The sequence below is a fragment of the Streptomyces xanthophaeus genome, from assembly GCF_030440515.1.
GTDB lineage: Bacteria > Actinomycetota > Actinomycetes > Streptomycetales > Streptomycetaceae > Streptomyces > Streptomyces kutzneri.
On the sequence record NZ_CP076543.1, the window covers coordinates 309405 to 333750 of the forward strand.

At 72.0% G+C, this 24346-nt stretch carries 25 protein-coding genes; 12 read left to right on the forward strand and 13 right to left on the reverse strand.

What is annotated here, in order from left to right:
* Positions 1 to 13: 13 nt before the first annotated feature.
* The 3 genes from KO717_RS01385 to rpmB all read right to left on the reverse strand — a co-directional run bounded on the left by KO717_RS01385 (position 14) and on the right by rpmB (position 992).
* Positions 14 to 256, reverse strand: a complete 243-nt coding sequence (locus KO717_RS01385; protein ID WP_437184457.1) for a hypothetical protein — start codon at positions 254 to 256, stop codon at positions 14 to 16.
* Between the two features lie 194 nt (positions 257 to 450).
* A complete protein-coding gene (rpsN, locus tag KO717_RS01390; RefSeq protein WP_301363895.1) occupies positions 451 to 756 on the reverse strand; it encodes a 30S ribosomal protein S14 in 306 nt (101 codons plus the stop codon).
* A complete protein-coding gene (gene rpmB / locus KO717_RS01395) occupies positions 756 to 992 on the reverse strand; it encodes a 50S ribosomal protein L28 (protein WP_301363896.1) in 237 nt (78 codons plus the stop codon). Before rpmB ends, rpsN begins: the two co-directional genes overlap by 1 nt.
* 69 nt (positions 993 to 1061) lie before the next feature.
* Between rpmB and KO717_RS37450 the strand changes: the two genes are divergently transcribed.
* The 4 genes from KO717_RS37450 (at position 1062) to rpmF (ending at position 2941) form a co-directional block, all read left to right on the forward strand.
* Positions 1062 to 1250 (forward strand): 50S ribosomal protein L31, encoded by a 189-nt coding sequence (locus KO717_RS37450; protein WP_437184458.1) that lies wholly within the window; start codon positions 1062 to 1064, stop codon positions 1248 to 1250.
* The gene (locus KO717_RS01405; RefSeq protein WP_301363897.1) at positions 1247 to 2389 is read left to right on the forward strand and encodes a CobW family GTP-binding protein; all 1143 of its coding nucleotides are present in this window, start codon (positions 1247 to 1249) and stop codon (positions 2387 to 2389) included. The genes KO717_RS37450 and KO717_RS01405 overlap by 4 nt, the downstream gene beginning before the upstream one ends.
* Before the next feature lie 44 nt (positions 2390 to 2433).
* Complete coding sequence (gene rpsR / locus KO717_RS01410; protein ID WP_301363898.1) at positions 2434 to 2670, forward strand: 30S ribosomal protein S18; 237 nt, start codon at positions 2434 to 2436, stop codon at positions 2668 to 2670.
* A gap of 100 nt (positions 2671 to 2770) precedes the next feature.
* Entirely contained in the window at positions 2771 to 2941 is a 171-nt protein-coding gene (gene rpmF / locus KO717_RS01415; protein WP_301363899.1) for a 50S ribosomal protein L32, read from the forward strand.
* A gap of 101 nt (positions 2942 to 3042) precedes the next feature.
* Here the strand turns inward: rpmF and KO717_RS01420 are convergent, their stop codons facing one another.
* From KO717_RS01420 to KO717_RS01430, 3 genes are all read right to left on the reverse strand, one after another.
* A complete protein-coding gene (locus tag KO717_RS01420; RefSeq protein ID WP_301363900.1) occupies positions 3043 to 4308 on the reverse strand; it encodes an acyltransferase family protein in 1266 nt (421 codons plus the stop codon).
* Between the two features lie 2 nt (positions 4309 to 4310).
* Positions 4311 to 6398 (reverse strand): bifunctional polysaccharide deacetylase/glycosyltransferase family 2 protein, encoded by a 2088-nt coding sequence (locus KO717_RS01425; protein ID WP_437184622.1) that lies wholly within the window; start codon positions 6396 to 6398, stop codon positions 4311 to 4313.
* A gap of 93 nt (positions 6399 to 6491) precedes the next feature.
* Complete coding sequence (locus KO717_RS01430) at positions 6492 to 6938, reverse strand: hypothetical protein (protein ID WP_301363901.1); 447 nt, start codon at positions 6936 to 6938, stop codon at positions 6492 to 6494.
* A 367-nt stretch (positions 6939 to 7305) separates the two neighbouring features.
* Here KO717_RS01430 and KO717_RS01435 point away from each other — a divergent pair, with 367 nt between their 5' ends.
* A complete protein-coding gene (locus tag KO717_RS01435) occupies positions 7306 to 8250 on the forward strand; it encodes a glycoside hydrolase family 16 protein (protein ID WP_301363902.1) in 945 nt (314 codons plus the stop codon).
* Here the strand turns inward: KO717_RS01435 and KO717_RS01440 are convergent.
* Complete coding sequence (locus KO717_RS01440) at positions 8228 to 8770, reverse strand: hypothetical protein (protein ID WP_301363903.1); 543 nt, start codon at positions 8768 to 8770, stop codon at positions 8228 to 8230. The genes KO717_RS01435 and KO717_RS01440 overlap by 23 nt on opposite strands.
* A 133-nt stretch (positions 8771 to 8903) precedes the next feature.
* Positions 8904 to 9302, reverse strand: a complete 399-nt coding sequence (locus KO717_RS01445; protein WP_301363904.1) for a hypothetical protein — start codon at positions 9300 to 9302, stop codon at positions 8904 to 8906.
* Positions 9303 to 9476: 174 nt separating this feature from the next.
* Here KO717_RS01445 and KO717_RS01450 point away from each other — a divergent pair, with 174 nt between their 5' ends.
* Together KO717_RS01450 and KO717_RS01455 are read left to right on the forward strand one after the other, a co-directional pair.
* The gene (locus tag KO717_RS01450) at positions 9477 to 10499 is read left to right on the forward strand and encodes a winged helix-turn-helix domain-containing protein (protein WP_301363905.1); all 1023 of its coding nucleotides are present in this window, start codon (positions 9477 to 9479) and stop codon (positions 10497 to 10499) included.
* 86 nt (positions 10500 to 10585) lie between these two features.
* A complete protein-coding gene (locus KO717_RS01455; RefSeq protein WP_301363906.1) occupies positions 10586 to 11338 on the forward strand; it encodes a DUF4839 domain-containing protein in 753 nt (250 codons plus the stop codon).
* A gap of 61 nt (positions 11339 to 11399) precedes the next feature.
* Here the strand turns inward: KO717_RS01455 and KO717_RS01460 are convergent, their stop codons facing one another.
* Positions 11400 to 12347: an AEC family transporter gene (locus KO717_RS01460; RefSeq protein WP_301363907.1), complete on the reverse strand. Its 948-nt coding sequence runs from the start codon at positions 12345 to 12347 to the stop codon at positions 11400 to 11402.
* Positions 12348 to 12445: 98 nt separating this feature from the next.
* Between KO717_RS01460 and KO717_RS01465 the strand changes: the two genes are divergently transcribed.
* Positions 12446 to 13807 (forward strand): sensor histidine kinase, encoded by a 1362-nt coding sequence (locus tag KO717_RS01465; protein WP_301363908.1) that lies wholly within the window; start codon positions 12446 to 12448, stop codon positions 13805 to 13807.
* A complete protein-coding gene (locus tag KO717_RS01470) occupies positions 13804 to 14484 on the forward strand; it encodes a response regulator (RefSeq protein ID WP_301363909.1) in 681 nt (226 codons plus the stop codon). Before KO717_RS01465 ends, KO717_RS01470 begins: the two co-directional genes overlap by 4 nt.
* Before the next feature lie 55 nt (positions 14485 to 14539).
* Here the strand turns inward: KO717_RS01470 and KO717_RS01475 are convergent, their stop codons facing one another.
* Positions 14540 to 15706 (reverse strand): calcium-binding protein, encoded by a 1167-nt coding sequence (locus KO717_RS01475; RefSeq protein WP_301363910.1) that lies wholly within the window; start codon positions 15704 to 15706, stop codon positions 14540 to 14542.
* 285 nt (positions 15707 to 15991) lie between these two features.
* On the opposite strand from KO717_RS01475, the gene KO717_RS01480 reads away from it, so the two are divergent.
* Together KO717_RS01480 and KO717_RS01485 are read left to right on the forward strand one after the other, a co-directional pair.
* Positions 15992 to 17083, forward strand: coding sequence for an alpha/beta hydrolase (locus KO717_RS01480; RefSeq protein WP_301363911.1), 1092 nt, complete (start codon positions 15992 to 15994; stop codon positions 17081 to 17083).
* Positions 17080 to 18309: an acyltransferase family protein gene (locus KO717_RS01485; RefSeq protein ID WP_301363912.1), complete on the forward strand. Its 1230-nt coding sequence runs from the start codon at positions 17080 to 17082 to the stop codon at positions 18307 to 18309. Before KO717_RS01480 ends, KO717_RS01485 begins: the two co-directional genes overlap by 4 nt.
* Before the next feature lie 115 nt (positions 18310 to 18424).
* On the opposite strand, the gene KO717_RS01490 is transcribed toward KO717_RS01485, so the two are convergent.
* Complete coding sequence (locus KO717_RS01490) at positions 18425 to 18847, reverse strand: DUF350 domain-containing protein (protein WP_301363913.1); 423 nt, start codon at positions 18845 to 18847, stop codon at positions 18425 to 18427.
* Positions 18848 to 18942: 95 nt separating this feature from the next.
* Here KO717_RS01490 and KO717_RS01495 point away from each other — a divergent pair, with 95 nt between their 5' ends.
* A complete protein-coding gene (locus KO717_RS01495) occupies positions 18943 to 20757 on the forward strand; it encodes a GNAT family N-acetyltransferase (RefSeq protein WP_301363914.1) in 1815 nt (604 codons plus the stop codon).
* A gap of 121 nt (positions 20758 to 20878) precedes the next feature.
* On the opposite strand, the gene KO717_RS01500 is transcribed toward KO717_RS01495, so the two are convergent.
* Both KO717_RS01500 and KO717_RS01510 read right to left on the reverse strand, forming a co-directional pair.
* Positions 20879 to 21616 (reverse strand): SDR family oxidoreductase, encoded by a 738-nt coding sequence (locus KO717_RS01500; protein WP_301363915.1) that lies wholly within the window; start codon positions 21614 to 21616, stop codon positions 20879 to 20881.
* A 526-nt stretch (positions 21617 to 22142) separates the two neighbouring features.
* Positions 22143 to 24275, reverse strand: a complete 2133-nt coding sequence (locus tag KO717_RS01510) for an AMP-binding protein (RefSeq protein ID WP_301363916.1) — start codon at positions 24273 to 24275, stop codon at positions 22143 to 22145.
* Between the last annotated feature and the right edge of the window lie 71 nt (positions 24276 to 24346).

Here is a 24346-nt window from a genome sequence, read left to right on the forward strand (position 1 = left end):
CTCGCTCCTCATGCTAGACCGCTCGTGTGTTGCAGGCCCAGTCATGTCCGCCCTCGGCGGCGCCCCGGCCGGCCGTCTTGATGAATCCGGCCGGAACACTGCCGCTGCCGCGACCGCCGTCCGTGTGGCGCTGGAGGTTGGTGTGGACGGCGCCGGGCATCACGGCGTCGGCGGTGATGTCGTCGTCGGCCCGGCGGCGGGTGGCCTCCACCGCGAAGAGGACGTTGGCGGTCTTGGACCGACCGTAGGCGGCCACGGCTCCCCCGGCCTCCGACCGAACCGCTCGTACGCCTCGCGGCCGCCCTGCGGGTCGCGGCCCTGGGCGCCGCTCCGGATCCGTGACCGGCGGACGCCGGCCCTGTGACGCACCGGGGAGCTGCGGGGCGGACGGGCGTGCGGTCCACCGGGTCCTGAACGTTCACCCTCCGGGCGCGGCACCCAAGGCAGGCACTACCAGGACGACTTGGTGACCCCCGGCAGGAATCCGGCGTGCGCCTGCTCCCGCATCCGGACGCGCGAGAGCCCGAACTTCCGCAGGTGACCGCGGGGCCGACCGTCCACGCTGTCCCGGTTGCGCACGCGCGTGGCGCTCGCGTCGCGGGGCTGCCTGCGCAGCTCCGCCAGCGCCGCGCCCCGCTCCGCCTCCGTCGAGGACGGCCGCCGGAGGGCTTCCTTCAGCACGGCGCGGCGGGCTGCGTACCGCTCGACGGTCGCCTTGCGCTTCTCGTTCCGGGCGATCTTGCTCTTCTTCGCCATCAGCCCTTCACCCTCCGGGCGCGGATCCGCGCCACCGCAGCTTCGACGCCGATCACGTCGATGGTCTTGATCGCTTTCGCGCTCAGCGTCAGCCGGATGTGGCGTCCCTCGCTCGGCAGCCAGTAGCGCTTGCGCTGGATGTTGGGGTCGAAGCGGCGGGACGTACGCCGGTGCGAGTGGGAGACGTTGTTGCCGAAGCCCGGCTTCGCGCCGGTCAGCTGGCAGTGGGCGGACATGGTGCTACCTGCCCTTCTCTGGACGGGAGTCCTTATTGGAAATGGTTTCCATTTCTGTATAGTAGCGGCATGGCACGCACCCAACCACGCCCGACCGTCGACTTCCGCGGCACCGACCGCGACTTCGCGTCCCTCATCCGGTCCACCGCCACCATCACCCCCCGGCAGAGCCACCGCTTCCACACCGGCACCGCTCGCGTCCTGGACACCGCCGGCCGCGTCGAGCGCTTCCAGCCCTGCTACGGGAGCAAGCCGTGACCCTGCCCGTCGTCATCGTCGGCGGGCTCCACGCGGACGCCCGCAAGGAGGTCGTGAACCGGCTGCTTCACGCCGTACCCGGCAGCATCGCCCTGCACCACGACCTCGCCGCGGCACCGGCCGGCACGGTGCTGCGCCTGGTGCGCGACGCCTCGGGCGAGCTGTCCCGGGGCGAGGCGCCGCTGGTCAACGATTGCGCCTGCTGCGCGCTGCGCGAGGACCTGGTCCCCGAGCTGGAACGAACGGCCGCCGGCGGCCTGACCCGGCTGGCCGTCGTCGAACTGTGGGACTCCGTCGAACCCAAGGCGATGGCGGAAGTCGTCACCGCGCACGGCGCCGGCGTACTCGACCTCACCGGCGTGATCACCGCGGTCGACCCGGCCCTGGTCCTGCCCTACCTCGTCAATGGCGACGACCTGGCCGATGCGGGTCTCGCGGCGGCCCCCACCGACCGGCGGACCGTCGGAGACACCTGGGCGCGCCAGCTGGAGTACGCACCCGTCCTCGCCCTCGTCGACAGCGCGGAAGCCGGCGACGAGGACCGCGCCCTGCTGGCCCAACTCCATCCGACCGCCCGGCAGGTGTCCGCCACATCCGGTGAGCTCGCGCAGGCGGCCTTCGCCGGATTCGACGTGGAAGCGGCGGCCGCCGCACAGCACCCGGCCTGCGCCCTGCTCCCCCAGGAGGCGGAGGAAGCAGGCGTCACCACCTTCGTCTGGCACCGCCGCCGCCCCTTCCATCCCGAGCGCCTCCACCAGGCCCTGGAAGACCTCTGCTGCGCGGCCGCGCGCAGCCGGGGCCGCTTCTGGCTCGCCGACCGCCCCGACACCCTGCTCGCCTGGGACGCCGCGGGCGGAGCCCTGTGCGTGGAGAACGCAGGCCCCTGGCTGGCGTCCCTGCCGGACGCCGCCTGGGAACTCGTCCCTCCGATGCGCCGAGCTGCAGCCTCCCTCGACTGGCATCCCGAACACGGCGACCGCTGCCAGCACCTCGTCTTCACCTCCCCCCGCCTCGATCGCCATGGCCTGGAACGACTCCTCGAGTCGTGCCTGCTCACGGACGCCGAGTACACGGCGGGACCCGAGGCGTGGAAATCCCTCCCCGCCGCCTTCGATTCCCTCCTCGACCCCATCTCCTGACCACCCGACGACCCGAACGCCCCACGACCCGACGAGGAACACACATGGCCCGCCGGCAAGCCCCCCACAAGCCGCTCGCGTCCCGCCCGAACCCACTCGACGCAGCGAAGATCACGTACGTCGACTACAAGGACACCGACCTGCTGCGGAAGTTCATCTCCGACCGCGGCAAGATCCGCAGCCGCCGCGTCACCCGCGTCACCGCCCAGCAGCAGCGGCGACTCGCTGCCGCGATCAAGAACGCCCGCGAAATGGCCCTGCTCCCCTACGGCTCCCGGTAGGCCCCGGCGGAACCCCCGCCGGCGGCACCACCGATTCCTGCCGCCGCAACCTGGCAGCGGCCTTCGCACGACAGCACCCCGACCCACCCAGGAGGTACCGATGGCAGTCCCGAAGCGGAAGACGTCCCGGAGCAACACCCGCCACCGCAGGTCCCGGTGGAAGGCCACGACGCCGCAGCTCACCCCGATCACGATCGACGGCTCGGTGTACCGGGTGCCGCAGCGCCTGGTGAAGGCGTACGAGCGCGGCCTGCTCCGCCCCGAGGGCTGAGCAGGCCCGGCTCGACACGATGGTCACTGTCGCCGACGCGGCGGGCGACGGGCGCGTGCCGCCCGGCCAGGATCCGGGGCTCTTGCGATGCGCAGCCCCCGTCAGTCGGCGGCCCGGCGCCTGCCCCGTCGGCGGCGCGGGTACGGGAAGAGCCGTGGCCGGCGCTTGGCGGCCAGGTCCTCGACCCAGCCGAAGGTCAGCACCAGCAGGCCGAGCAGCGGAATCGCCACCAGCAGCGTGAACCATTGGCTGGCCAGCAGCCACTGGAGGTTCGTGTAGAAGAAGTGGACGCTCCACAGCGGGTCGATCAGGGGGACGGCGACCACCAGCGCCACCTCGTGCCAGAGGTAGACGCTGACAGCCCGTGCGTTGAGCAGGCGGACCAGGCCGTTCCAGCGTTCCAGCGGTCTGGGCCACTCCGCCCAGGACGGACTGACATGGAGCAGGATGGCAACGAACCCGAGGGACCACAGGGCCTGGGCGATCGGCCAGGACTCGATGTCGGTCGGTTCGGTGGGATCGACCGGCCGGGTCTGCAGGTACCAGAGGCCGGCCACCATGACCAGCGGTGCGATGGACGGCAGTACGTACTGCGGGATCTTCTTGAGCAGCCCCTCCTGATGGGCCATGCCGAGGATCCAGCAGGAGCCGAACATGGTGAAGTCGTTGGCGGTCTCCCACACCCGGCTGTAGATGAATTCCTGGTCGGCGAAGAACGTGTTCATGACGATCGTCAGCACCAGGGGCGTGGACAGCGTCAGCACCGGAAACCGGCGCAGTGCCCGGAGCATCAGCGGTGAGAGCAGCACGTACCACAGGTAGGCCCGGAGGTACCAGAGCGGGACGATGATCTGCGCGGCCCAGCTGTGTTCCACGTGATGGTGGAAGCCGGCCAGCTCGTCCGCGTAGGGCGGGGTGCTCAGCGGCAGGATCCAGAAGCTCAGCTTGGCCCACCACCAGCTGGGGTGGCCCTCGGAGTGGGGACCCCAGCCGTCGAGGATCTGGAGGGCGATCACGACGGCGCCGAACAGCCACATCGGCGGCAGCAGCCGGCGCAGCCGGCTGCGGATCACGCCGAGAGCGGGACGGCTGAGCGAGCGGGCCATCAGCGAGCCGGCCAGCGCGAACATCACGCCCATCGACGGGAAGACGAGGGGCAGCCAGAACCAGCCGAAGTTGTGGTAGAGAATCACGCGGCCCAATGCCAGCGCGCGCAGCAGGTCGAAATAGCGGTCCCGGCCGCCCTTGCGCTCGGGCGCTGCGTCCCGCTCCCGCCCTCGCTCCGGCTCCGGCTCCTGTCGCAGCGCGGCGGGGACCCTCAGCCGGACGGTGTCGTAGGTGCGCCCGAGGTCGATGCGTGCGGTCACGGTCAGGCCTCCACGGGTACGGCGACCTCGCCGGTGCGGCGGAGCTTCTGCCACCGCAGCCGGCCGCCGGTCATCGCCGTGATCGCGGACTGCAGCAGGACGATGTACATCAGCTGCCGGTAGACGAGCTGCTGGACCGGCAGGCTGATCAGATGCCAGGGCTTCTCGCCGTCGAGCCGGAAGGCGTACCAGGACAGTGCGGCCTGGAGCAGAATGAAGCCGCCCCAGCTGGTGAGGGTGATCGGGGCGTCCCCGAACAGCACGCCGTACAGCAGGAACATGTCGACCAGCGGCGCCAGCAGCGGGGCGACCACGCCGAACAGCACGACGAGCGGCAGCCCGAGTCGGCCGAAGCGCCCGGCCGGGCCGCGGGAGGTCACGGCGCCGCGGTGCTTCCACATCGCCTGCATGCTGCCGTAGCTCCAGCGGTACCGCTGGGACCAGAGCTGCTGGAGGCTGGCGGGAGCCTCGGTCCAGGCGCGGGCGCGCTCGGCGTAGACGATCCGCCAGCCGTCGCAGAGCAACGCGATGGTGATGTCGGTGTCCTCGGCGAGGGTGTCGTCGCTCATGCCGCCGACCTGCTGCAGTGCCTCCTTGCGGAAGGCACCGACCGCGCCGGGGATGGTCGGGATGACGCCCAGCATGTCGTACATCCGGCGGTCCAGGTTGTGGCCGAGGACGTACTCGATGTGCTGCCAGGCGCCGATCAGGCTCTCCCGGTTGCCGACCTTGGCGTTGCCCGCGACCGCGCCGATCGCCGGGTCGCCGAAGGGCTGGACCAGCTCGCGTACGGTGGACGGCTCGAAGACGGTGTCGCCGTCCATCATCACGATGATGTCGTACGAGGCTGCCGCGATGCCGGTGTTGAGCGCGCTGGACTTGCCGCCGTTGACCTGGCGGATCAGCCGCACGAACGGCAGGTCCATCTCCTCGACGATGTCCGCGGTGCCGTCCGTCGAGCCGTCGTCGATGACGATCACCTCGATCGGATGATCACCGGCGGCCAGGGATTTGAGGGTGTTGGCTATGCACTCGCGCTCGTTGTAGGCCGGGACCAGTACGGTGACCGGCTCGGTCACCGGCGGTCCCCAGGCGTCCTGCCGCTTGGAGCGGCGGGCGTGGATCGGTGCGAGGACGAGCATCAGAGCGAACCGGCCGAAGTTGAGGAAGCCGACGAGGGCCAGCAGAGCGACCAGCACCGGCAGCGTGTGCACGGCGAACCCGGTGGCCCAGATGAATCCCTTGCCGGCCCACAGCTGGAATCCGTGCACCGGCACCGTGGCGCTGGAGGCGCCGAGTGCGTCGGAGATGGTGGTGAAGCGGTAGCCCTGGGCCTGCAGCTTGTCAATGATCTGTACGAGCGCGGCAATGGTCTGGGTACGGTCGCCACCCGCGTCGTGCAGCAGGATCAGCGCGCCCGCACCTGGCTTGGCCGGCATCGCCGCCTTGACGATCTGCTCGACGCCGGGGCGCTTCCAGTCGTCCGTGTCGCGGTCGATGAACGCGGTGAGGTAGCCGCGCGCGCCCACGTACTTGACCACCGGGTAGTTCCAGTCGTCCATCGCGGTGGCGTCGGAGGAGTACGGCGGGCGGAACAGCGCGCTGTGGACGCCCGCGACACCGGCCAGCGCCAGCTGCGTCTGCGCCATCTCCCAGCTGATCCGGGCGTGGGACTGGTACACCAGATCGGGGTGGGTGAAGGTGTGCACCCCGAGCTCGTGGCCGCCCGCGACGATCTGCCGGATCAGCTCCGGGTTGCGCGTGGTCATCGCGCCGGTCACGAAGAAGTCCGCACGGATCTTGCGGGCCGCGAGCACCTCAAGGATCTTCGGGGTCCACTGCGGGGAGGGACCGTCGTCGAAGCTCAGAACAGCGGTGCGGTCGGGAATGTGATAGCTCACGGGGTGCTCGTTCCTGGTGCCCCGCGCGTCGATGATCGGGCCGCCCTTGAGCAGGTTGTCCGGCACGGTCGTCTTGTCGACCGAGATCGCGATCCGGGAGTCGTGGAACGCCTCGTTGGTGGCGAGGCCGCGCAGGACGAGCAGCGCGAGCAGGCAGGCCAGCAGGGACAGCGGCATGAAGAAGCGCAGCGGTGGCGCGGCCAGTCGGCGCGGCCTGAGCAGGGACTGCCGGCGGCGCTGGTGGCGGGACAATGACGCTCCTGGAGATGGTGGTGCGGACGATCAGGGGTGCTTGGCCGGTCGGCCGGGGGGCGCTGTGCCGCGCGGCGCGGTGGTCGCGTTCTTCGCCGTGGCGGCCGCGTTCTTCGGCGTGGCGGCCATCGTCTTCGTCGTGGTGGCCGCGGTCTTCGGCGTGGTGGCCGCAGTCTTCGCCTGGGGTGTCGCGGACCGCGTGGCCGTCCGGGGCGCCGACGACGAGGACGACGGGCCGGGCGACAGCGACGGCACGGGTGAGGGCGGCGGAGCGGCCTGCCGTGAGGGCTGCACGGGTATGCCCATCGCCGGGGCGTCCGCCTGCACACCGATCAGGCTGCTGCCCATGGCGACCGCCAGGACCGCGCCGAGCACGGAGACCGGCCAGCAAAGGCCGCGCAGCACGCGGCCGCGCAGACCCGACTGGTCGACGAATACCGGTGCGGGAGCGGACTCCCGAAATTTTGACTCAGACATGTCAGGCTCCGCCGGGTGCGCCGGTCAGCGGTCGATGGAATTGATGATTGCGCGCACCTTGCGCACCATTTCGGTGCAGGGTACGTAGACCGCGGCACAGCAGAGCGAACGCTAGTACACCGGACCGATTCGAATTCGACCCGATGTCTGCATTTGGAGTGATCTGCTCAGGTGTTGTGATCGGATCGAAATGCTAATGGAAAGTACCGATCAGTACGCGAGACGGAGAGCACCCGGGTACCCATAGGCCGCCTGCGAGACACCCTTCGAACCGGCGCTAAGATGCCCCCCTCGTGCGATCAATCATTTGATCCTCTTTTGCAAAAGGGCGTGTCCAAGTACCGCCTCTACGCCCCAAGGAGCCCGTGTGAGCCCGTCCCGCCGCACCTCTCGTCATCGCGTGTGGACCGTGCTCACGCTGCCCGCCCTCCTGTGCGTACTCGCCGCGTGTTCCGGTGGCCCCGCGTCCGGCAGGGGTACCGATGCCGCGGCCCCCGGCGCCTCGCCGACCCCGTCCGGACCGCCGGGAACCCTGTTCGACAACTTCCACTACAGCGGCCCCGACGACCCCGCGCTCACCGCCAACGGCTGGGAGGTCCGTGACGGCGCGGGCAGCCCGGGGATCAAGGACACCTGGTCCAGCGCCGGCGCCGGCTTCCCCTCCGACCCGACCGCCCAAGGCGGCAGGGTCCTGCAGCTGCAGGCCTCCACCGACGGCACCAAGCAGGGCACTAAGCAGGTCGAGGTGCAGAGCACCGGCACAGCCCTCTTCACGGGGACCTACGCGGCTCGGGTCCACCTCAGCGGCAGGCCCACGACCGGTCGCAACGGCGACCACGTCGTCCAGACGTTCTTTCCGATCTCCTCCTCGGAATCCTCGGCGAATTACAGCGAACTCGACCACGAATACCTGCCCAACGGCGGCTGGGGTTCGGTGGGTTCGCAACTCGACAACGTCAGCTGGCACCAGGCCGATCCGCCGGACCGGGTCAGCCACACGTCGAAGCAGCACCTCGAGGGTTGGCACATCTTGATGATCACCGCCGTGAACGGAAAGGTCACCTATTCCCTGGACGGCAAGGACCTTTTCACCAGCTCCGGCAAGTACGTTCCGCGCGAGAAGATGGACATCCATTTCAGCAACTGGTTCATCGACCTTCCCTTCACCGGTGGTCCGCGCACCTGGGACATGAAGGTCAACTGGTTCTACTACAAGGCCGGTGAGGCTGTTTCGCAGGCGGAGGTCCAGAAGACGGTGGACGGCTTCTACAGTTCCGGCACCGGCTACGTCAATACCGTGCCGAAGTCCTGACTGCGGCGCGGGGCTTGGCGTTTGCGTTCGGCCATCTGCCGATCCGCAACACGGCCAGGCCTAGGACTCGCTGATCCACGCCCCGCCCGTCGCGCACCGACAGCCAGTCCTCGCAGGACATCGCCCCGCGGAACGCGGCGACCGGGGTGCGGTCCGGTGCCAGCAGCTGGACCCGGGCCCCGACCAGCGCCTGGTTGTCCGGGCCGGCCTCTCCGTCCAGCCGGCACGGCCATACCTGCCACGGTTCGTGCTCGAGCGTCTTCAGTGCGTGCTTCCGACGGGCCGCCAGCTCGGTGGGCCACACACCGATGAAACCGATCACACCGCTTGCCCCCGCCACCGCGAAAGGCATGTGGAAGATCACGGTCAGCGCCACGGTCACGACGATCCCGCCCGCGAGGCCCTGAGCGATCCTGCTCGCATATCCCGGCTCCAGCGCGTTCTGCGCCTTACGGGCCACGCCCGGCACCTGTGCTGCCGGTCTGGGTGATATCGCGTACCCGTACTCCTCGGCCAACATGCCGCCCCCTCTGATACGGCCCGGATCCCGCCTGCCGATGCTGCCGGAGACGGCGCAGCCGGCGAGGCACGGAGCGGTCGATGAGCCTCGTTTCGTCTCGGTGTCCGAGCGGTGGCCCGGGGCAGGGCGTGGGTCAGGCGGCCCAGCGGCCGGTGGACAGCGCCTCGGAGCGGAAGGAGAAGGCGAACAGCGCGCCGTCCCGGACGTTCGTCGCGATCGTGTTCCACTGGCCCCCGTAGGCGAGCGTGTAGTTCGGCTGGCACTCCAGCCGCCCCTGGGTCTCGAAGCAGACCTTGATGTATCGGTTCGTGTTGGGCCTGATGTTGATGTCGGCGCAGGCGTTCGAGGTGGAGAAGAGCCGGCCGGCCGGGAGGTCGATGTCTCCGGCGGGCTTGGAGTAGCTGGTCGAGGAGTCGAAGCACGATGCTGCCGGCCCGGTCGTCCGAGCCTGGGCAGTCGGCGCGGCCACGAGGGCGCCCCCGACGAGCGCGGCTGTAAACACGGTCGTGGCGAAGCGTCGGCCGATCTGCATGGTTCGTCCCTCCGGGTTCGGGCAACGAGCGGCGGGGTGCCCAGGGCTGGGCGCCGCTGCTGCCGCTGATGAACAGGATTCACCCGGGCCGGAAGAGGAGTCGACTCGTTTCGGTCTGTCCCGAAACAAGGGTGATGGGCACCATCGCCTGCAGGGGCGGGCGAGGAGGCGGGCGTGCTGCGGTTTCATTTCGCTGCAGAGGATCTGGCGCTGGTGAGGGTCGCTGTTCTGGGTCCGCTCGCGGAGACTCAGCTGAGCTTGTGGAATCTCCAGCGGAGCGACGGCAAGGCGCTGTTCGGCGGCTGGCGTGCGCGCACGGGCCCCTTGGTCTCCAGCGACGGGCCGGACACGGCCCGGTTTCTGGGCCGACCTGCCGGGGGGCTGGTGGATCTGTTCACTCTGGTGGGCGCGGCAGGCTGTATGGACGAGGGAGTGGAGCGGCTGAGCAGGGCGCCGGAGCGCCGGCTGCGCGCGGAGTTCGCCGTACTTCCGTGCAGGGACAGGTGGCGGGCGCCGTGGCTGACCGAGGCGATGAATGCCGACCCGCGGGCCGTGCGAAGGCTGGCCGCCTCGCTGCAGGACTGCCACCGCGTCGCGGTGGCCCCCTACTGGGGGCGAATCCACCAGCACCTGGACGGGGAGGTGGCTCGGCGGGGGCGGCTCATGGTGGAGGGCGGGGTGGGGGCATTGCTCGACAGCCTGCGCCCGATGGCCGTGTGGAAGTCGCCCGTGCTGGAGATCCCGGACTACCGGCCGCTGGTCCACCCGGAGGCCGACTTCCACCTGGCGGGCCGTCCGCTCGTTCTGGCCCCATCGGTGTTCTGCGGTCCGGTTCCGCAGTTGTTCGCCGGCCCCCGGTCCGACATCGTCGTCATGGTGTATCCGGCGCTGCACGACCCGGTGGAGGCGGCCGGCCTGTGGGCTCCCCCCACCGATTCACGCCAGGTCGATTCTCCTGTACCACCGGCTCTGTCCGCGCTCCTCGGCCGTACCAGGGCGGTCGTGTTGTGCGTGATAGCCGACCATCCGGCGTGCACCACTACGCAGCTTGCCCGAAGGGCAGGTATTTCACCGGCCAGCGCGAGCGAGCACGCCACCACGCTGCGCGGCGCCGGGCTGACCGCCCTCGCCCGGGAGCGGAAGGCTGCCCTTCATACGTTGACCCATCTCGGGTCCACTCTGCTGAACTCCAACTGACATCGGTGATGCCGGGTTCCTCACGAAGTCCCCTATGCTCGCGGGCATCTGATACGGAGAGTCCACCGAGGGGGACACGGAGCCGCATGGCCGACGAGATCAAGTATGAGTACAAGACCGTGAAGACAGTTCGCGGCACCGACGGCTTGGTGATCTCGAAGTTGCGGAAGGACGGCTGGGAGCTCGTGGAGCAGTCTCACAGCACGCTGCGCTCCACCCTCGACTTCCGTCGGCCGAAGAAGCCTCAGCCGTGGCTCCTGATCGGCGTGGCGGCCGCCACCCTCGTGATCCTGGCCGTCGTCATCGGTACCGCCTCTGCCCTCGGCGACGGAGGGGAGAAGAAGGACCGGTCGGACAACTCGACGGCCACTGCGAGCGACAAGCCTTCCGCTACGGCGACAGCGACAGCGACAGCGACAGCGACAGCGACAGCGACCGGTTCGGCTGCCACTGAGGTGATCACGCCTCAGAACGACCCTGAGTTCGCGGCGCTGCTGCTGAAGCCGGACTCGTGCGACAGCGCGAACCTGGACTTCGCGACCAGGCACAAGGGTCGGACGGTCGCGTTCGACGGGTCGATCGTGAGCATGGCACCCCACGGTGACTACGACACCCGCTACGACTTCCTCCTGGCCCCGGGCGACAAGGGGCCGAAGACGGAGGTCGGCCCGGCCTTCAAGTACGAGGACGTCGACGTCTTCGGCCTGAAACTGACCGGCAAGAAGATCCCGGCCGCCGTCGGCGCCGGCGATACGTTCCACTTCGTCGCCGAGGTGGGCGAATTCAACGCGGCCCAGTGCGTCTTCTTCCTCGATCCCGTCTCTACGGAAGCCCGGTAGACAGGAGGGGCAGCCGCGTCATCACGGTTCGAGAACCGGGTCCGCCCTGAGGCGGCGGCATTCATACGGCCACCGTCTGCAGCCACAGGGGCAGCAACAGGAGCGACACGAGCGAGCTCTTGATCACGATCGAGGCGGAGAGGTCGACGCCGACGTCGTAGCGCTGGGCGAAGATGAACAGGTTCTGCGGGGTCGGCATCGCCGCGATCAGGACGAGGTACGCGAGCCACTCGCCCCGCACACCGAAGAGCAGCCCGCAGACCGCCCAGGTCAGCAGCGGGAACGCCAGGCACTTGAAGCCGATGAGGGCGAGTTCCTCGCGCGTGGTGCCCCGCAGGTCGAGGCCGAGGCCGCCCAGGTGGAGGCCGAGGGCGAACAGGGCCACCGGCGAGGCGCTGTCCCCGACGAACGCGGCGCCGTCCAGGGCGACGGCCGGGACCCGTACCGAGAGCAGGTTGAGCAGGATCCCCGCGTTGCAGGCGAGGACCAGCGGGGTCGCGAGCGAGGCGCCGACGGCGCGGGAGAGGCGGCGGCCCGGGCCGCCGGCCGCGGGGCCCGCGCGGCCCAGTTCCATGAGGGCGATGACGACCAGGGACAGGACGCAGACCTGGAACAGCAGGATCGGGAAGATCGGCGCCGCCGTCCCGAAGACGGTGATGAAGACGGGGACGGCGAAGTAGGCGGTGTTCACCTGGACTCCCGCCATCACGCGCAGCGCCACGTCGCGGGGCTCGCGCAGGCCGTGGGCGACCGCCGCCACGGCCACCGCCACCACGGCGAGGGCCGCGGCTCCGGCGTAGCCGCCGATGGCCCGCCAGTTGAACAGGGCCCCGAGGTCGCTGGCGTAGATGTTGCCGAAGAGGTAGCAGGGGACGGCGAAGAGGAAGGCGTAGTCGGAGAAGACCTTGGAGGCCTCGGCCGGAACGATCTTCCGGCGGGCGAGCAGCACCCCGCCGCCGAACGCCAGCAGCACCGGCACCAGTTTCTCCAACGCCGCCGCGCCACCCATGCCCGCATCCCCCATGATCGACAGGAAGCAGCCTAGCCCCACCCGTCTCCGAGCCTTCCGGGCCCTCCCTGCGTTCCGGAGCATAGGCTGGTCCGATCATGAGCGACGAACCCCGCACCCGGCTGCCCAGCCGCACCCGCGAACGCATCCGTACCTCCTCGGCGGCCGGTGCCCGGGTGCCCGGCGCGCTGACGCGGCTCGCCGTGGTGCTGCGCACGCCCGCCGGGGCGGCGCAGCCCTTGTTCGGGCAGGCGCCCAGGCGGTGGCAGCGGGCGCTGCCGTTCGTCGTCGTCGGCATCTTCGTCGTCACCCTGCTGCCGGTGACGATCGCGGTGCTGTCCAACGACTACGGAACGGGCGGCGGCTGGGCGGGTGCGCTGGGAGTGGCGCAGACCGTGCCGCTGCTCCTCGCGCTGACCCGGCCGCTGCACGCCTGGGTCGTCGTCCTGACCGCCGACATCGTCGCCGCGGTGCTGCTGATCGGCGCCGACAAGGTGACCGGGCATTCCTGGCCGTGGCCGCCTATGACCATCGTCGGCTACCTGGTGCTGATGGCCTGCCTGGGACTGCGCGAGCCCGTCCGGACCCTGGTCGGGGTGTGGCTGGTGACCGGTGTCGTCGGTACGGTGCTGGGCTTCTCCGAGCCCGCGGGCGTGATGAACACCAACGCCCTGCTCTTCGTGCTCAGCGGCGTCATGCTGGTCCTGACGGGCGCGCTGCGCGGACTCGGCGACGCGCAGCAGCGGGTCGCCGAGCAGGAGAGCATCAGCGAGGCGGAGCGGTCGCGGCGGACCCTGCTGGAGGAACGGGCCCGGATCGCACGCGAGTTGCACGATGTGGTGGCCCATCACATGTCGGTGATCACCGTGCAGGCCGATTCGGCGCCCTACCGGGTTCCGGGCATGTCGGACCCCGTACGGGAGGAGTTCGCGGCGATCGCGGCGAGCGCACGGGAGTCGCTGGGCGAGATGCGGCGGCTGTTGACCGTGCTGCGCGGCGACGGCGCGGACGGGGCGGGCGGCGGCGCCGACGGCGAGCGGGCCCCGCAGCCGGGGATCGACCGGCTCCAGCAGCTGGTGGAGGCGACCGTACGGGCCGGGCAGCCGGTGGAGCTGTCGCTGGCGGCCGGGGCGGCCGGGGCGGCGCCGCCGGCGGTGGACCTGTCGGCGTACCGGATCGTGCAGGAGGCCCTGGCCAATGTGGTGCGGCACGCGCCCGGCGCCCCCACCCGGGTCTCGGTGACGGTGGACGAGGACGAGGTCCTCGTGCTCGTGGTCAACGGTCCGGCGCGGGACGCCGTGGTGGAGCTGGAGAGTTCGGGCACGGGGCACGGTCTGGTGGGCATGCGCGAGCGCGTACGGTTGACCGGCGGCACGCTCGACACGGGCCCGCTGCCCGACGGCGGCTTCCGGGTCGCCGCCCGGCTGCCCTTGAACGATCCGACCGAGGACTCGATGTGACCATCCGCGTGATCATCGTCGACGACCAGGCCATGGTGCGGGCCGGGTTCGCCGCCCTGCTGTCGGCGCAGGCCGACATCGACGTGGTGGGCGAGGCCCCCGACGGGCGGCAGGGGGTACAGGTGTCGCGCTCCACGCACCCCGATGTGGTGCTGATGGACGTGCGGATGCCGGAGATGGACGGGCTCACGGCCGCCCGGGAGATCCTCGATCCCCCGCCCGGGGTGGTGCACCGGCCGAAGGTGCTGATGCTGACCACCTTCGACATCGACGACTACGTGTACGAGGCGCTGCGCGCGGGAGCCTCCGGGTTCCTGCTCAAGGACGCCCCGCCGGCCGATCTGATCGCGGCGGTCCGGGTGGTCGCCTCGGGCGAGGCGCTGCTGGCGCCCTCGGTGACCCGACGGCTGATCGCGGACTTCGTCCAGCAGCGCCCGGCGCCGCGCAAGGACCCCGCGCTGCGGCTGAAGGGGCTCACCCCGCGCGAGACCGAGGTGTTGGAACTCATCGCGCGCGGGCTGTCGAACCAGGAGATCGCGGCTCACCTGGTGCTGGCGGAGCAGACGGTGAAGACGCACATCGGGCGGGTGCTGGCCAAGCTGGACCTGCGGGACCGGGCCCAGGCCGTGATCTTCGCGTACGAGGCAGGGCTGGTGCGGCCGGGCGACTCCGGCTGAGTGCGCCGGTCCCCGGGCGGGCCGGCCGCCACCCCGGACACCGGCAGGACACCCCCTAAGGCAGGCCGGCCAGGGATTCGCAGGCGGTGGCGAAGTCGGTTCCGCCTTCGCCGTCGCAGGCGTCCGGGCCGTCCGGGCCGTCCGGGCCTCCGGTGAGGAAGTCGCCGGCGGGGCCGGCCGCGAGGGTGTCGATGCCCTCGCCGCCGTCGAGGAAGTCCGCGCCTCCGGCCCTTCCCGCGCTCGCCGTTCCGGTGAGGTCGACGTTGTCGCCGAAGACGCGGTCGTTCCCGGCGCCACCGCTGATGGTGTCGTTGCCCGCGGCGGTGCGGCGCGCGTCGGCGGGGCCGCTGTCGCCGACGAGGAATTCGTCGGCGGCGCCGCCGATGATCCGGTCGTTCCCGGCGCCGGTCGCGCGGCCGCCCGCCGGGTTGGTGACGGTGTGGTCGCCGATCGCCGAAACCCCGCCGTCGGCGCCGAGGTCCAGCAGGTCGTCGCCGCCGCTGCCGATGGCGTTCTGCGCGGCCTCGCTGTCCCCGGTCATGGTCTCGGCCCCGGGCCCTCCGAGCAGTACGTCGCTCCCGGCGCCCGTGGCGTTGCCAGCGAAGGCGCCGGAGTCACCGAGCAGGGCGTCGTCGCCCGGGCCGGCGTCGATCCGGTCGGCTCCGCCGCCCACCGCGCTCAGTCCTCTGCTGTCCCCTGTCATCCGGTCGTTGCCGGGGCCGCCGATCAGCTGATCGTTGCCGCCGCCCGTGGCATTGCCGCCGGGCGCGTAGCTGTCGCCGGTGAACTGGTCGTCCCCGTCGCCTCCGAGGAGGCGGTCGTTGCCGCCGCCCGAGGCGTCGCCGGTGGGGCTGAAGCTGTCACCGCGCAGCTGGTCGGCGCCCGCGGAGCCGTCGACGGTGTCGTTGCCGAGTCCGCCGATCAGGATGTCGTCGCCCGCGAGCCCGCAGATCAGGTCGTTGCCGCCCTGGCCGTGGATCGTGTCCGGGCCCGGCGTGCCCACGATCACGTCGTCGCCCGGGGTTCCGTCGGTGGTGGTGCCGGGGGTGGCGACGACGAGGGTGGCGGGGACGCCGAGGCAGGTCACCGCCCGTGCATTGACGTCCCCGGTCCCGAGGAGGACGAAGGATCCGGCGGCAAGGGCGCAGGCGAGGCCGGCGGCGGCCACCCGGCGCGGGCGATGTCCCGGCTCGGTCGCACGCTGATGTTCCGGGTCGGGCATCGTCTGCACTCCCTTTGCCGCAATTAGTCGGACTATCGCCATAACTAGTCGGGGCAGGGGCCCCGGCGACGCCGACACACGGGCGGCTCGGGCAGACGGCTGACGCGGATCGCACCCATGGAGCAACGCCGGGGCGCGCGGGCGGACCCGTCAGGGGGCCGGCTGAGGGTGCCGTCTCCTCCACCCCCTACCGGGGTATGACATCCGACTTGGCTCCACGGTCGGACGTGGGCGCGGGTACCCCCTACCTACCTTCCACCTCGTCACGAGGAGAGGAGAAGGGGCATGCGCCGCTTCGGAAGGACGATGGTCACGGCTGCGCTGGCGGTGGCCCTCGTCGGGGGGACCGCCGGGTGGGCCTCGGGCGACAGCCAGGCTGCGGTCACCGGACCGCCGCCGGGCACCGCCGCCTGGCTGGCCGACACGGCGTCCGGCCGGCTGCTGCCCGATCCGGCGAGCGCCGCACCGCGCGAGGTGGCCGCCTTCTTCGCCGGGCTGGACGACGCGGCTCGCCGGGAACTGCTGCGGTCCCACCCGCTGGTGGTGGGCAACCTGGAGGGGGCACCGCTCCCCCTGCGGTACGAGGCCAACCGGATCGCCCTGGCGGCCACGGGTGAGGCGCGCTACGCCTCCCTCGCCGCGCCGGACCGGCAGATCCTGGCCTTCGACCCGCGCGGCCGGGGTCAGGTGGCCGAGGTGTTCGGGGACCTGGAGCACGCGGAGCACGTCTCGGTGATCGTGCCGGGTTCGGACAACGACGCCGCCACCTACGACGTCCCGCGCAAGCCCTACACCGGCCCGGCCGGGATGGCCCGCGCCCTGCGCGAGGCGACCGGAACCGGGACCGCGACCGGTACGGGCACCGGTACGGGGACCGGGACCGGCGGGTCCACCGCCGTCGTCGCGTGGATCGGTTACACGACCCCGGTCGGCGTCGGCCTGGACGCGGCCGACGGCCGCCTCGCCCGGGCCGGAGCCACCCGGCTGGCCCGTTTCACGGCGGGACTCGACGCGGTCGGCGCGCCCGACCCGGTGCTGTTCTGCCACAGCTACGGCTCGGTGGTGTGCGGGCTCGCGGCCCGGCACACCGACGCCGCCGACCTCGTGGCCTTCGGCTCCCCCGGAATGCGCGCCGACACCGCGGCCGGCCTACACACGGGAGCCCGCGTCTGGGCGGCGCGGGGCCCCTCCGACTGGATCGCCGACGTCCCGAACGTCGAATTCGCCGGGATCGGCCACGGCGCCGACCCCACCTCCGCGGCCTTCGGCGCCCGCCGGGTGCCTGCGGCCGACGTACAGGGCCACACCGGCTACTTCATGCCCGGCACCCAGTCCCTGGCGGCCTTCGCCGCCATCGCGAAGGGAGAGGCCCGATGAGCGCCTCCGCCTCCCTGGCCCCGCTGCGCAAGGCCGCCGCGCGGATCGACGGCCGGACCCCCGCCCACCGTGACCGGGCGATCGACGGGCTGCGCGCCCTGGCGCTGCTGGCCGTACCCACCGGCCACTGGCTGCTCGGCGGCTTCACCCTCGACTCCGACGGCGGCCTGCACAACGCCAGCCCGCTGTCCGCGTTCGGCGGCCTGGCCCCGGCGAGCTGGGTGCTCCAGATGCTGGGCATCTTCTTCCTCGTCGGCGGGTACGCCTCGGCGCTCTCCTTCGGCCGCCGCACGGGGTCGACCGGCGCCTGGCTGAAGGGCCGCGTCGTCCGGCTGGGGCGGCCCGTGCTCGGGGTGACCGCGGTGTGGGCGCTGGCCGCGCCCGTGCTGTACGCGGCCGGGGTGCCGGAGGCGTCGCTGCGGACCGGGGCGACGCTGGTGGTCCAACCGCTGTGGTTCGTCGGGGTGTACGTGGTGGTCACCGCGCTGACCCCGTACTGCGTGCGCGCGGCACGGCGCCTCGGCGGCTGGGCGGCCGCCCCGCTGCTCGGTTCCGTCGCCGTGGTGGACTTCCTGCGCTACGGGCCGCTCGCCGACTCCGTGCCGTCGTGGCTCGCCGTGGTGAACATCCTGCCGGGCTGGCTGTTCGCGTACCAGCTGGGCGTCTCCTGGGGCGAGCGGCGGATCGGGCGGCGCGGGGCCTGGCTGCTGCTGGCGGGTGGGACGCTGCTGTTCGCCGCGCTGCTGACCGTCTTCCACTATCCGGCGTCGATGGTGGGCGTACCGGGTGCGGCGCGCACCAACTCGCACCCTCCGTCGCTGCTGGTACTGGCCCTGGCCTCGGCGCAGTCGGGCGCGGCGATCCTGCTGCGCGACCGGCTGGCTAAGCTGCTGGCGCGGCCCGCCCTGTGGGCCCCGGTGGTCGTGATCAACCTGTCCGCGATGACGATCCTGTGCTGGCACCAGACGGCGATGCTGGCCGCGGCCGTGCCCGGCTCGTTCGTGGGTGAACTGGCCGGGCTCACGACGGCGCCGGACAGCCTGGGCTGGATCGGGGCACGGCTGGCGTGGATGCCCGTGTTCGCGGCGCTGTTGGTCGCTCTCGCCCGCTACGCGCGGCGGTTCGAGGCCCCGCCGCGGGAGGGGCGCCGGGCGGGCGCGCTGCGCCGGACCGTGGCCGGACTGCTGGCGGCGGGGTTCGCGGTGTTCGCGCTGGGCCTCGCCTGAGCGGGACCGGCGGATCCCGATCCCCTATCGGATACCTGGATCCCGGATCCCGATGGCGGCGAGAGCGCCGCTCCCTCCGGGGAGCGGCGCTCTCGTCACGTACGGGTGCTCCGCGTCAGGCGATCGAGGCGGCGACGATCGCGGCCACGGCGAGGTTGCAGGCGGCCGAGACCCAGACAGCCGGGTGGGGTTCCGGGTCCACGACGATGGCGCCGAGCTTGCCGGGGGTCACCAGGTCGAGCACGAGGAAGGCCACCGCCATCAGGATCAGGCCGAGCACGCCGAACGCCGCGGTGGACAGCAGGCCCTTGCCGAAGTCCGCGTACGTCGTCCAGATCGAGGTGAAGACGATGCCGCCGATGCCGAGGAGCGCGGAGCTGAGGAAGAGGGCCGCGTTGCGGTTGCGCTCCTCCCAGATCTGCTGGGGAAGCTTCCCGGGCGTCAGCACGTCCACGAGGACGATGCCGAGGATCAGCAGCACCAGGCCGAGGGCGCCGTAGGCGCTGGTGCGGCCAAGTCCGTTGATGATGTCGCTCATTGAGAAGCCTGTCTCCGCGTGGGTGGGAAAGTATGTGCCGTGGGGAGGCCGAATCTATCGCACGGCCTTGACCCGGACCATGGGGAGGTCAGCAGTTGGTAAAGGTCAGGGCAGCGCGGCCGGCCGAGGCGGAGGACCTGACCGGGCTGGTGATGCGGTCCAAGGCGCACTGGGGGTACGACGCCGCCTTCCTGGCCGCGTGCGCGCCGGAATTGCGGATCCGGGCCGCCGACGTGACGGCCCGCCGTATCGTCGTGGCCGAAAACGGGCGGGGAGAGGTGCTCGGGATCGCTTCGCTGGAGGGGACTCCCCCGCTGGCGGCGCTCGGGCTGCTCTTCGTGGAGCCGTCGGCCATCGGCCGGGGTGTGGGCCGGCTGCTGTACCGGGACGCGCTGCGGCGGGCCGCGGACCTGGGGGTGCGGCAGCTGGTGATCGACTCCGACCCGCACGCGGCCGGGTTCTACCGGGCGATGGGGGCGGTGGCCGCGGCGGAGACGGAGACGGCGGCCGCACCGGACGTGGAAGCCGGCGCTCCGTCCCTGGTCCGGTTCGAGGCGGCTCCCGTCCCGCTCGCCGGCTGGGCGCAGGCCTGGACCGGTGGCGGGCGGGCCGTGCACCTGGGCAATGTCGGCGAGTTCAACGCGCAGTTCGCCGACGCCACCCTGGACCGGGAGCAGCGGCCCGCACACCACTACGCGTGCCTCGCCGCCTTCTACAGCCCCTACCCGGCCGCGCTGGTACTGCCACGGCCGGTTCCGCGGGGCTGGACGGAGCTGGTCTGCCGGCAACTGGGCTGGACCGGGGTCGAGGTGTACGACGGCCTGCTGGACGCGGATCCCGGCCTCACCGATGCCGTACGGGCCCGGCCGGCGCTGGCCGCGCTGCTCACGGGAGCCGGGCTGCCCCTCGTACCGTGGGGGCGCACCCGGCCGTTCGGGCGGCTGTCGGGCCGTCCGTGGCAGCCCGGGGAGCTGCGCTACGAGTCGAAGTCCGCGGCGCACGCCCTCTTCGGGCGGATCCTGGCGGACGGCGGGCATCCCGGGATCGTGCTCCCCCGGCAGTGGCGGGCCGACGGGCGGTGGGCGGCGGCCCGGATGCTGGCGGCCAGGACCAGGGCGGGCGAGAGCACCGTTCTGAAATCGGAGCACGGTGTCGGGGGTTCGGGCACCACGGTGGTCACCCCCGAGCGGGTCCGTGCCGCGGGCGGGGCACGGGCCGTGCTGCGGCGGCTGCCGCGCGGGCCGCTGCTGGTGGAGGAGTACGTCGGCGGCGGTCCGGTGTCCGGCGCCGACGAGGGGCCACGGGATCTGACGTACGACGGCTTCGTGGACGACGCGGGCCGCGCGCACGAGGTGGGCGGGGCGGTGATGGACGTGGCGGACGGCTGCTACCGGGGTGCCACGGTGGGTCCCGGGGTGGTGCCCGCGTGGGCGGAGGAGCCCCTCACCGCCTTCGGTGCGGCGGTGGGCGGGGAGCTGGCGCAATCCGGATACCGGGGCTGGTTCGACGTGGACTTCGTAGCCGACGGTGCGGGGCGGCTCGCGCCGACCGAGACGAACCTGCGGCTGACCGGGCCGTCCATCGCCTTCATGGTGGCGGCCCGGCTCGACGCGCTGCGGGGCGCGGGGCACCTCGTACGGATCGCCGACCGGGTGGAGCTGGGCGCGCGGCTTCCCGAGGCGCAGCTGGACGAGTTGTGCGCGGCGCTGGTCCGGGGCTGCGCGGAGCTCGGGGCGGTGTTCGTCCCCGCGATCCCGACCGGGGCCTTCGAACCGGCGCCCTGGCTGGGTGTGCTGGTGGCCGCGCGCAGCAGGGAGGTGCTGGACGCGGCCGAGTCGCTGGTGCGGGCCGAGGCCCTGGCGGTCGGAGCGATGTTCGGCCCGCCCCGGTCCTCCGGCCGCAGATCGTGATCTTCATCCCCGGGCGCTCGCCGCTGGTCGTGGACGGCCCGGGATTTCTCGGGTGCTCGCGCTGGTCGTGGGCGGGTGTCTGTGGTGAAGATCGTCCGTCAGGGTGGTTCGTGGCGCGGGTTCACCAGGGGATGATCCCGTCGTCCTCGAAGAACGAACCGCTCGGGCCGCCGTCCGGCAGCGTGGCGAGCCGGATCGCCGTGGCTGCGCCCTGCTCGGGGGTGCGGGTTCCGTGGAAGCCGGTGAAGTCGGTCGCGACCAGGCCGGGGCAGGCGGCGTTGATCAGGATGCCCGTGCCGGCGAACTGGCGGGCGTACTGCACGGTGACGGCGTTGAGGAACGTCTTCGACGGCGCGTAGGCCGCCATGACCGGACCGATCTCGATGTCCGGGTCCGCCTGCCGGGTCAGGGAGCCGACGCCGCTGGAGACGTTGACTATGCGGGGCGACCTGGAGCGCCGCAGGAGCGGCAGCATCGCGTTGGTCACCTGGATGACGCCCAGCACGTTGGTCTCCACCACCGTCCGGACCACGTCGAGATCGAGGCCGGTCGGATCCTGGGCCCACCCCGGCCCCATCTCCCCCGGGATGCCGGCGTTGTTGACCAGGACGTCGAGGCGCCCGGCCTCCAGCTCGAGCAGTTCGGCGGCCTCGGTGACGCTGCGTCGGCTGGTCACGTCCAGCGGCACGCCGAACGCGTCGACCCCGGCAGCGCGCAGCTTCCCGACAGCATCCCCCAGCCGGGCTTCGTCACGGGCTCCCACGCCCACGCGGTATCCCAAGGCGCCGAGACCGGCCGCGATTGCGTACCCAATACCTTTGTTCGCACCGGTCACCAGCGCGATCTTCGCTTCATTCATGGTGTCGATGCTCGCCCCGGCCGAGGAGAGCGTCCAACACCGAAGCGGTGTTGTGCGATACCCGCCAGGTATCAGCACAGGTAGGGGACGGTCTTGGACGCCTTGGAGACCGATCTGTTGCAGCGGCTGCTCGACGCCGCCGAGATCGAGGTGCCGGCCGGCGGTTTCACCGAGCAGGAACAGATGCCGACCGAGGGGCGGATCGCCGACGTGCCCGCACGGCAGCCGCTCGCGGCGCGCAAGGTTCTGTCCGTGGCCGGCATCAGCGACGTGCCCGATCTCGCGATCGCCCGCCGGCCACGACATGGCACCTACGCGCCCGGTCCAGGCCCGGAAGTCCGCGACCACACGCAGCCGGCCCAACTGATCGCCCTCGGACGCACCATGGCCGCCGTCCCCGGATTCCGCCCCCACCTGGCTGTGGCACGAGCACGCCGCCGTACCTCTGACCGACGCACCCCCGTCGCCAACCACATCGTCTGGCCCTCGCGACAGGGGTGCAGGCGGGAAGGGCCCAGGGTTGCGGTCAGCGGTCCGGCCAGTCGTCGACGGGGTCGTGGAAGTCGAAGGGGTCGGCCGGCTTGCTGACGACGTAGGCCGCGACGACGACGCCCGCGATCATCAACGGGATGTTGAAGGCGTAGACGAGGGCGGCCTGGCGCGGCCAGTCCTGTTTGGCGGCCAGCCGGTAGAGGTTGTCCTGCGGCCACCAGGACAGCAGCAGGTAGGACACGGCCAGATGGGCGGCCACGGTGAGGGAAGGGCTGCGGCGCTGGCGCAGCATCCGGGCGCGGCCGCCGAACAGGAACACCACCCCGACGCCGAAGGCGGCGCACTCGAACAGGTACAGCAGGGAGAAGAGGAACGCCCAGGGCTGCGGCACCCCGGTGAGGTCGGTCGATCCGGGCCAGAGGAAGTTCGTCAGGATCATGGCGACGAAGCCCAGTCCGACTCCCCCGCAGCCGGCCGCGCAGCCGGCCGAGGCTTCGCTCGTGCCCGCGGCGGCCCCGTACTTGCCGGACTTGCTTCCGGCAGCCTTCGCCGCAGCGGGCAGGATGGGCAGCGGCAGGGCGTCCCGGTCCTCCTGGCCCGCCGCGGTGCGGGGCAGGGTGCGCAGCCGGATGACGGTGCGCGGGGATTCCTCGCGGAGGACCTTGCCCGCCAGGTGGTCGCGCAGCTCCTCGATGTCCGGCAGCGGGACCCTGACGGCCCCGGTCCGCCCGCCGGGCGGTGGGGCCACGTACGCGACGAGCCGCCGCGGGCCGCGCGGGCCGTCGACCCCCTTCAGGATGACCGCGCCGATGCCGTCGTGGCTGCGGATGGCGGATTCGACGGGGTACGGGTCGAGCCAGCGGCCGCCGGGCAGGGTGATCCGGTCCCGGAGCCGGCCGCCGTACTCCAGCAGCCCGTCCTCGCGGAGGAGGCCGAGGTCTCCGGTCGGTATCGCGTCGGCGCCGTCCGGCGGGACGAGGCGGATCTCCCCGCCGTGCACCTCGGCCCGGAAGCCGGGGAACGCGGTGCCGAGCAGGGAGATCCGCTCCGGGTCGTCCAACGGGTGGGGCAGCTGGGGCAGTTCGAACCAGGTGCCGATACCGGCGCATTCCGCGGAGCCGTAGACGTTGAGCACGCGCGCGCCCGGGCGCAGCCGGACCTGCAGGGTCGCCTGCTCGTCGAGGTAGAGCCGGCCGCCCGTGACGGCGAGCAGCCGCAGGGACCGGCAGGCCGGATCGGCCCCGAGATGGGCGGCCGGGGTGAGGCTCCCCTGTTCGGCGTCCTCGATCAGCAGTCGGGCGGCGCCGGCCGGGTCGGTGTGCAGCACGGTGACGCGGTCGGCCTCGACGGCCGCACGGATGTCTTCGGGCTTCCAGGCGGAACGCGGGGACAGTACGAGGGCGCCGCCCGAGCACAGGGCCCGGGTCCAGCCCGCGGCGAAGGCGGTGATGTCCGGACCGCCCGTGAACAGGTGCCGGTCCTGCGCGGTCGGCCGGGCCACCTCGGCCCAGCCCTCGTGGGCGGCGAGGAGCGTCCCCTGACTCACGGGGACCGCGCGCGGCTCGGCCGCCCCGGTGAACAGGACCGCGGCGGTGCGGCCGGGCGGCGGGGCGACGGCCCCGGGAAGCCGGTCCGCGGGCGGATCTGCGGGCGCGTCCGCGGATACGTCCACGGATATGTCCGCGGATACGCCCGCGGGCCGGTCCGCCGGCTGTTCGGTGCGCGGCCCGCCGATCGCCGCGGCGTCCGCGTCGAGCCGGATCACCCGGGGGCCGCCGCCGTTGTCGAGAGCGGCATGCTGGGCGGCATCGGTCAGCAGGACGAGGGGCTGGGCCGCGGCCAGTTGCCGGCGCCCGGAGCGCGCGCTCTCCACGTCGATGACGGTGTAGGACCCGCCGGCCTTGAGGACGGCGAGGAGGGCGACGATCAGTTCGGTCTGCCGGGCGGTGCCCACGGCGACGAGTGCGCCGGGCGGCAGCGGGCCGGAGGCGAGCAGACGGTGCGCCAGCCGGTCGGCGCGCGCGTCCAGTTCCCCGTAGGTGAGACCCTCCGGGCCGGCGATGAGGGCACGGGCCCCGGGGGTGTCCCGGGCCCACCGCTCGAAGCGGTGCAGGACGGTGTCGGTGGTTCGTTTGCCGAAGCGTACGGACTCGGATCCCTGCGTCATGGACCGATGATGCCACCGGGCACCGACAACGGACGGGGGTCGGCACAATCGTTCGTGCGGGCGGGAGTTGG

What these genes read in the sequence shown, in the direction of transcription:
- KO717_RS01490 (WP_301363913.1), bottom strand. Translation starts at nt 18,847, where the DNA reads ATGAGCGACATCATCAACGGACTTGGCCGCACCAGCGCCTACGGCGCC.
- KO717_RS01500 (WP_301363915.1), bottom strand. Translation starts at nt 21,616, where the DNA reads ATGAATGAAGCGAAGATCGCGCTGGTGACCGGTGCGAACAAAGGTATT.
- KO717_RS37450 (WP_437184458.1), top strand. Translation starts at nt 1,062, where the DNA reads ATGGCACGCACCCAACCACGCCCGACCGTCGACTTCCGCGGCACCGAC.
- KO717_RS01485 (WP_301363912.1), top strand. Translation starts at nt 17,080, where the DNA reads ATGAGCGCCTCCGCCTCCCTGGCCCCGCTGCGCAAGGCCGCCGCGCGG.
- KO717_RS01510 (WP_301363916.1), bottom strand. Translation starts at nt 24,275, where the DNA reads ATGACGCAGGGATCCGAGTCCGTACGCTTCGGCAAACGAACCACCGAC.
- rpsR (WP_301363898.1), top strand. Translation starts at nt 2,434, where the DNA reads ATGGCCCGCCGGCAAGCCCCCCACAAGCCGCTCGCGTCCCGCCCGAAC.
- KO717_RS01440 (WP_301363903.1), bottom strand. Translation starts at nt 8,770, where the DNA reads ATGTTGGCCGAGGAGTACGGGTACGCGATATCACCCAGACCGGCAGCA.
- rpsN (WP_301363895.1), bottom strand. Translation starts at nt 756, where the DNA reads ATGGCGAAGAAGAGCAAGATCGCCCGGAACGAGAAGCGCAAGGCGACC.
- KO717_RS01475 (WP_301363910.1), bottom strand. Translation starts at nt 15,706, where the DNA reads ATGCCCGACCCGGAACATCAGCGTGCGACCGAGCCGGGACATCGCCCG.
- KO717_RS01460 (WP_301363907.1), bottom strand. Translation starts at nt 12,347, where the DNA reads ATGGGTGGCGCGGCGGCGTTGGAGAAACTGGTGCCGGTGCTGCTGGCG.
- KO717_RS01430 (WP_301363901.1), bottom strand. Translation starts at nt 6,938, where the DNA reads ATGTCTGAGTCAAAATTTCGGGAGTCCGCTCCCGCACCGGTATTCGTC.
- KO717_RS01445 (WP_301363904.1), bottom strand. Translation starts at nt 9,302, where the DNA reads ATGCAGATCGGCCGACGCTTCGCCACGACCGTGTTTACAGCCGCGCTC.
- rpmB (WP_301363896.1), bottom strand. Translation starts at nt 992, where the DNA reads ATGTCCGCCCACTGCCAGCTGACCGGCGCGAAGCCGGGCTTCGGCAAC.
- KO717_RS01480 (WP_301363911.1), top strand. Translation starts at nt 15,992, where the DNA reads ATGCGCCGCTTCGGAAGGACGATGGTCACGGCTGCGCTGGCGGTGGCC.
- KO717_RS01465 (WP_301363908.1), top strand. Translation starts at nt 12,446, where the DNA reads ATGAGCGACGAACCCCGCACCCGGCTGCCCAGCCGCACCCGCGAACGC.
- KO717_RS01455 (WP_301363906.1), top strand. Translation starts at nt 10,586, where the DNA reads ATGGCCGACGAGATCAAGTATGAGTACAAGACCGTGAAGACAGTTCGC.
- rpmF (WP_301363899.1), top strand. Translation starts at nt 2,771, where the DNA reads ATGGCAGTCCCGAAGCGGAAGACGTCCCGGAGCAACACCCGCCACCGC.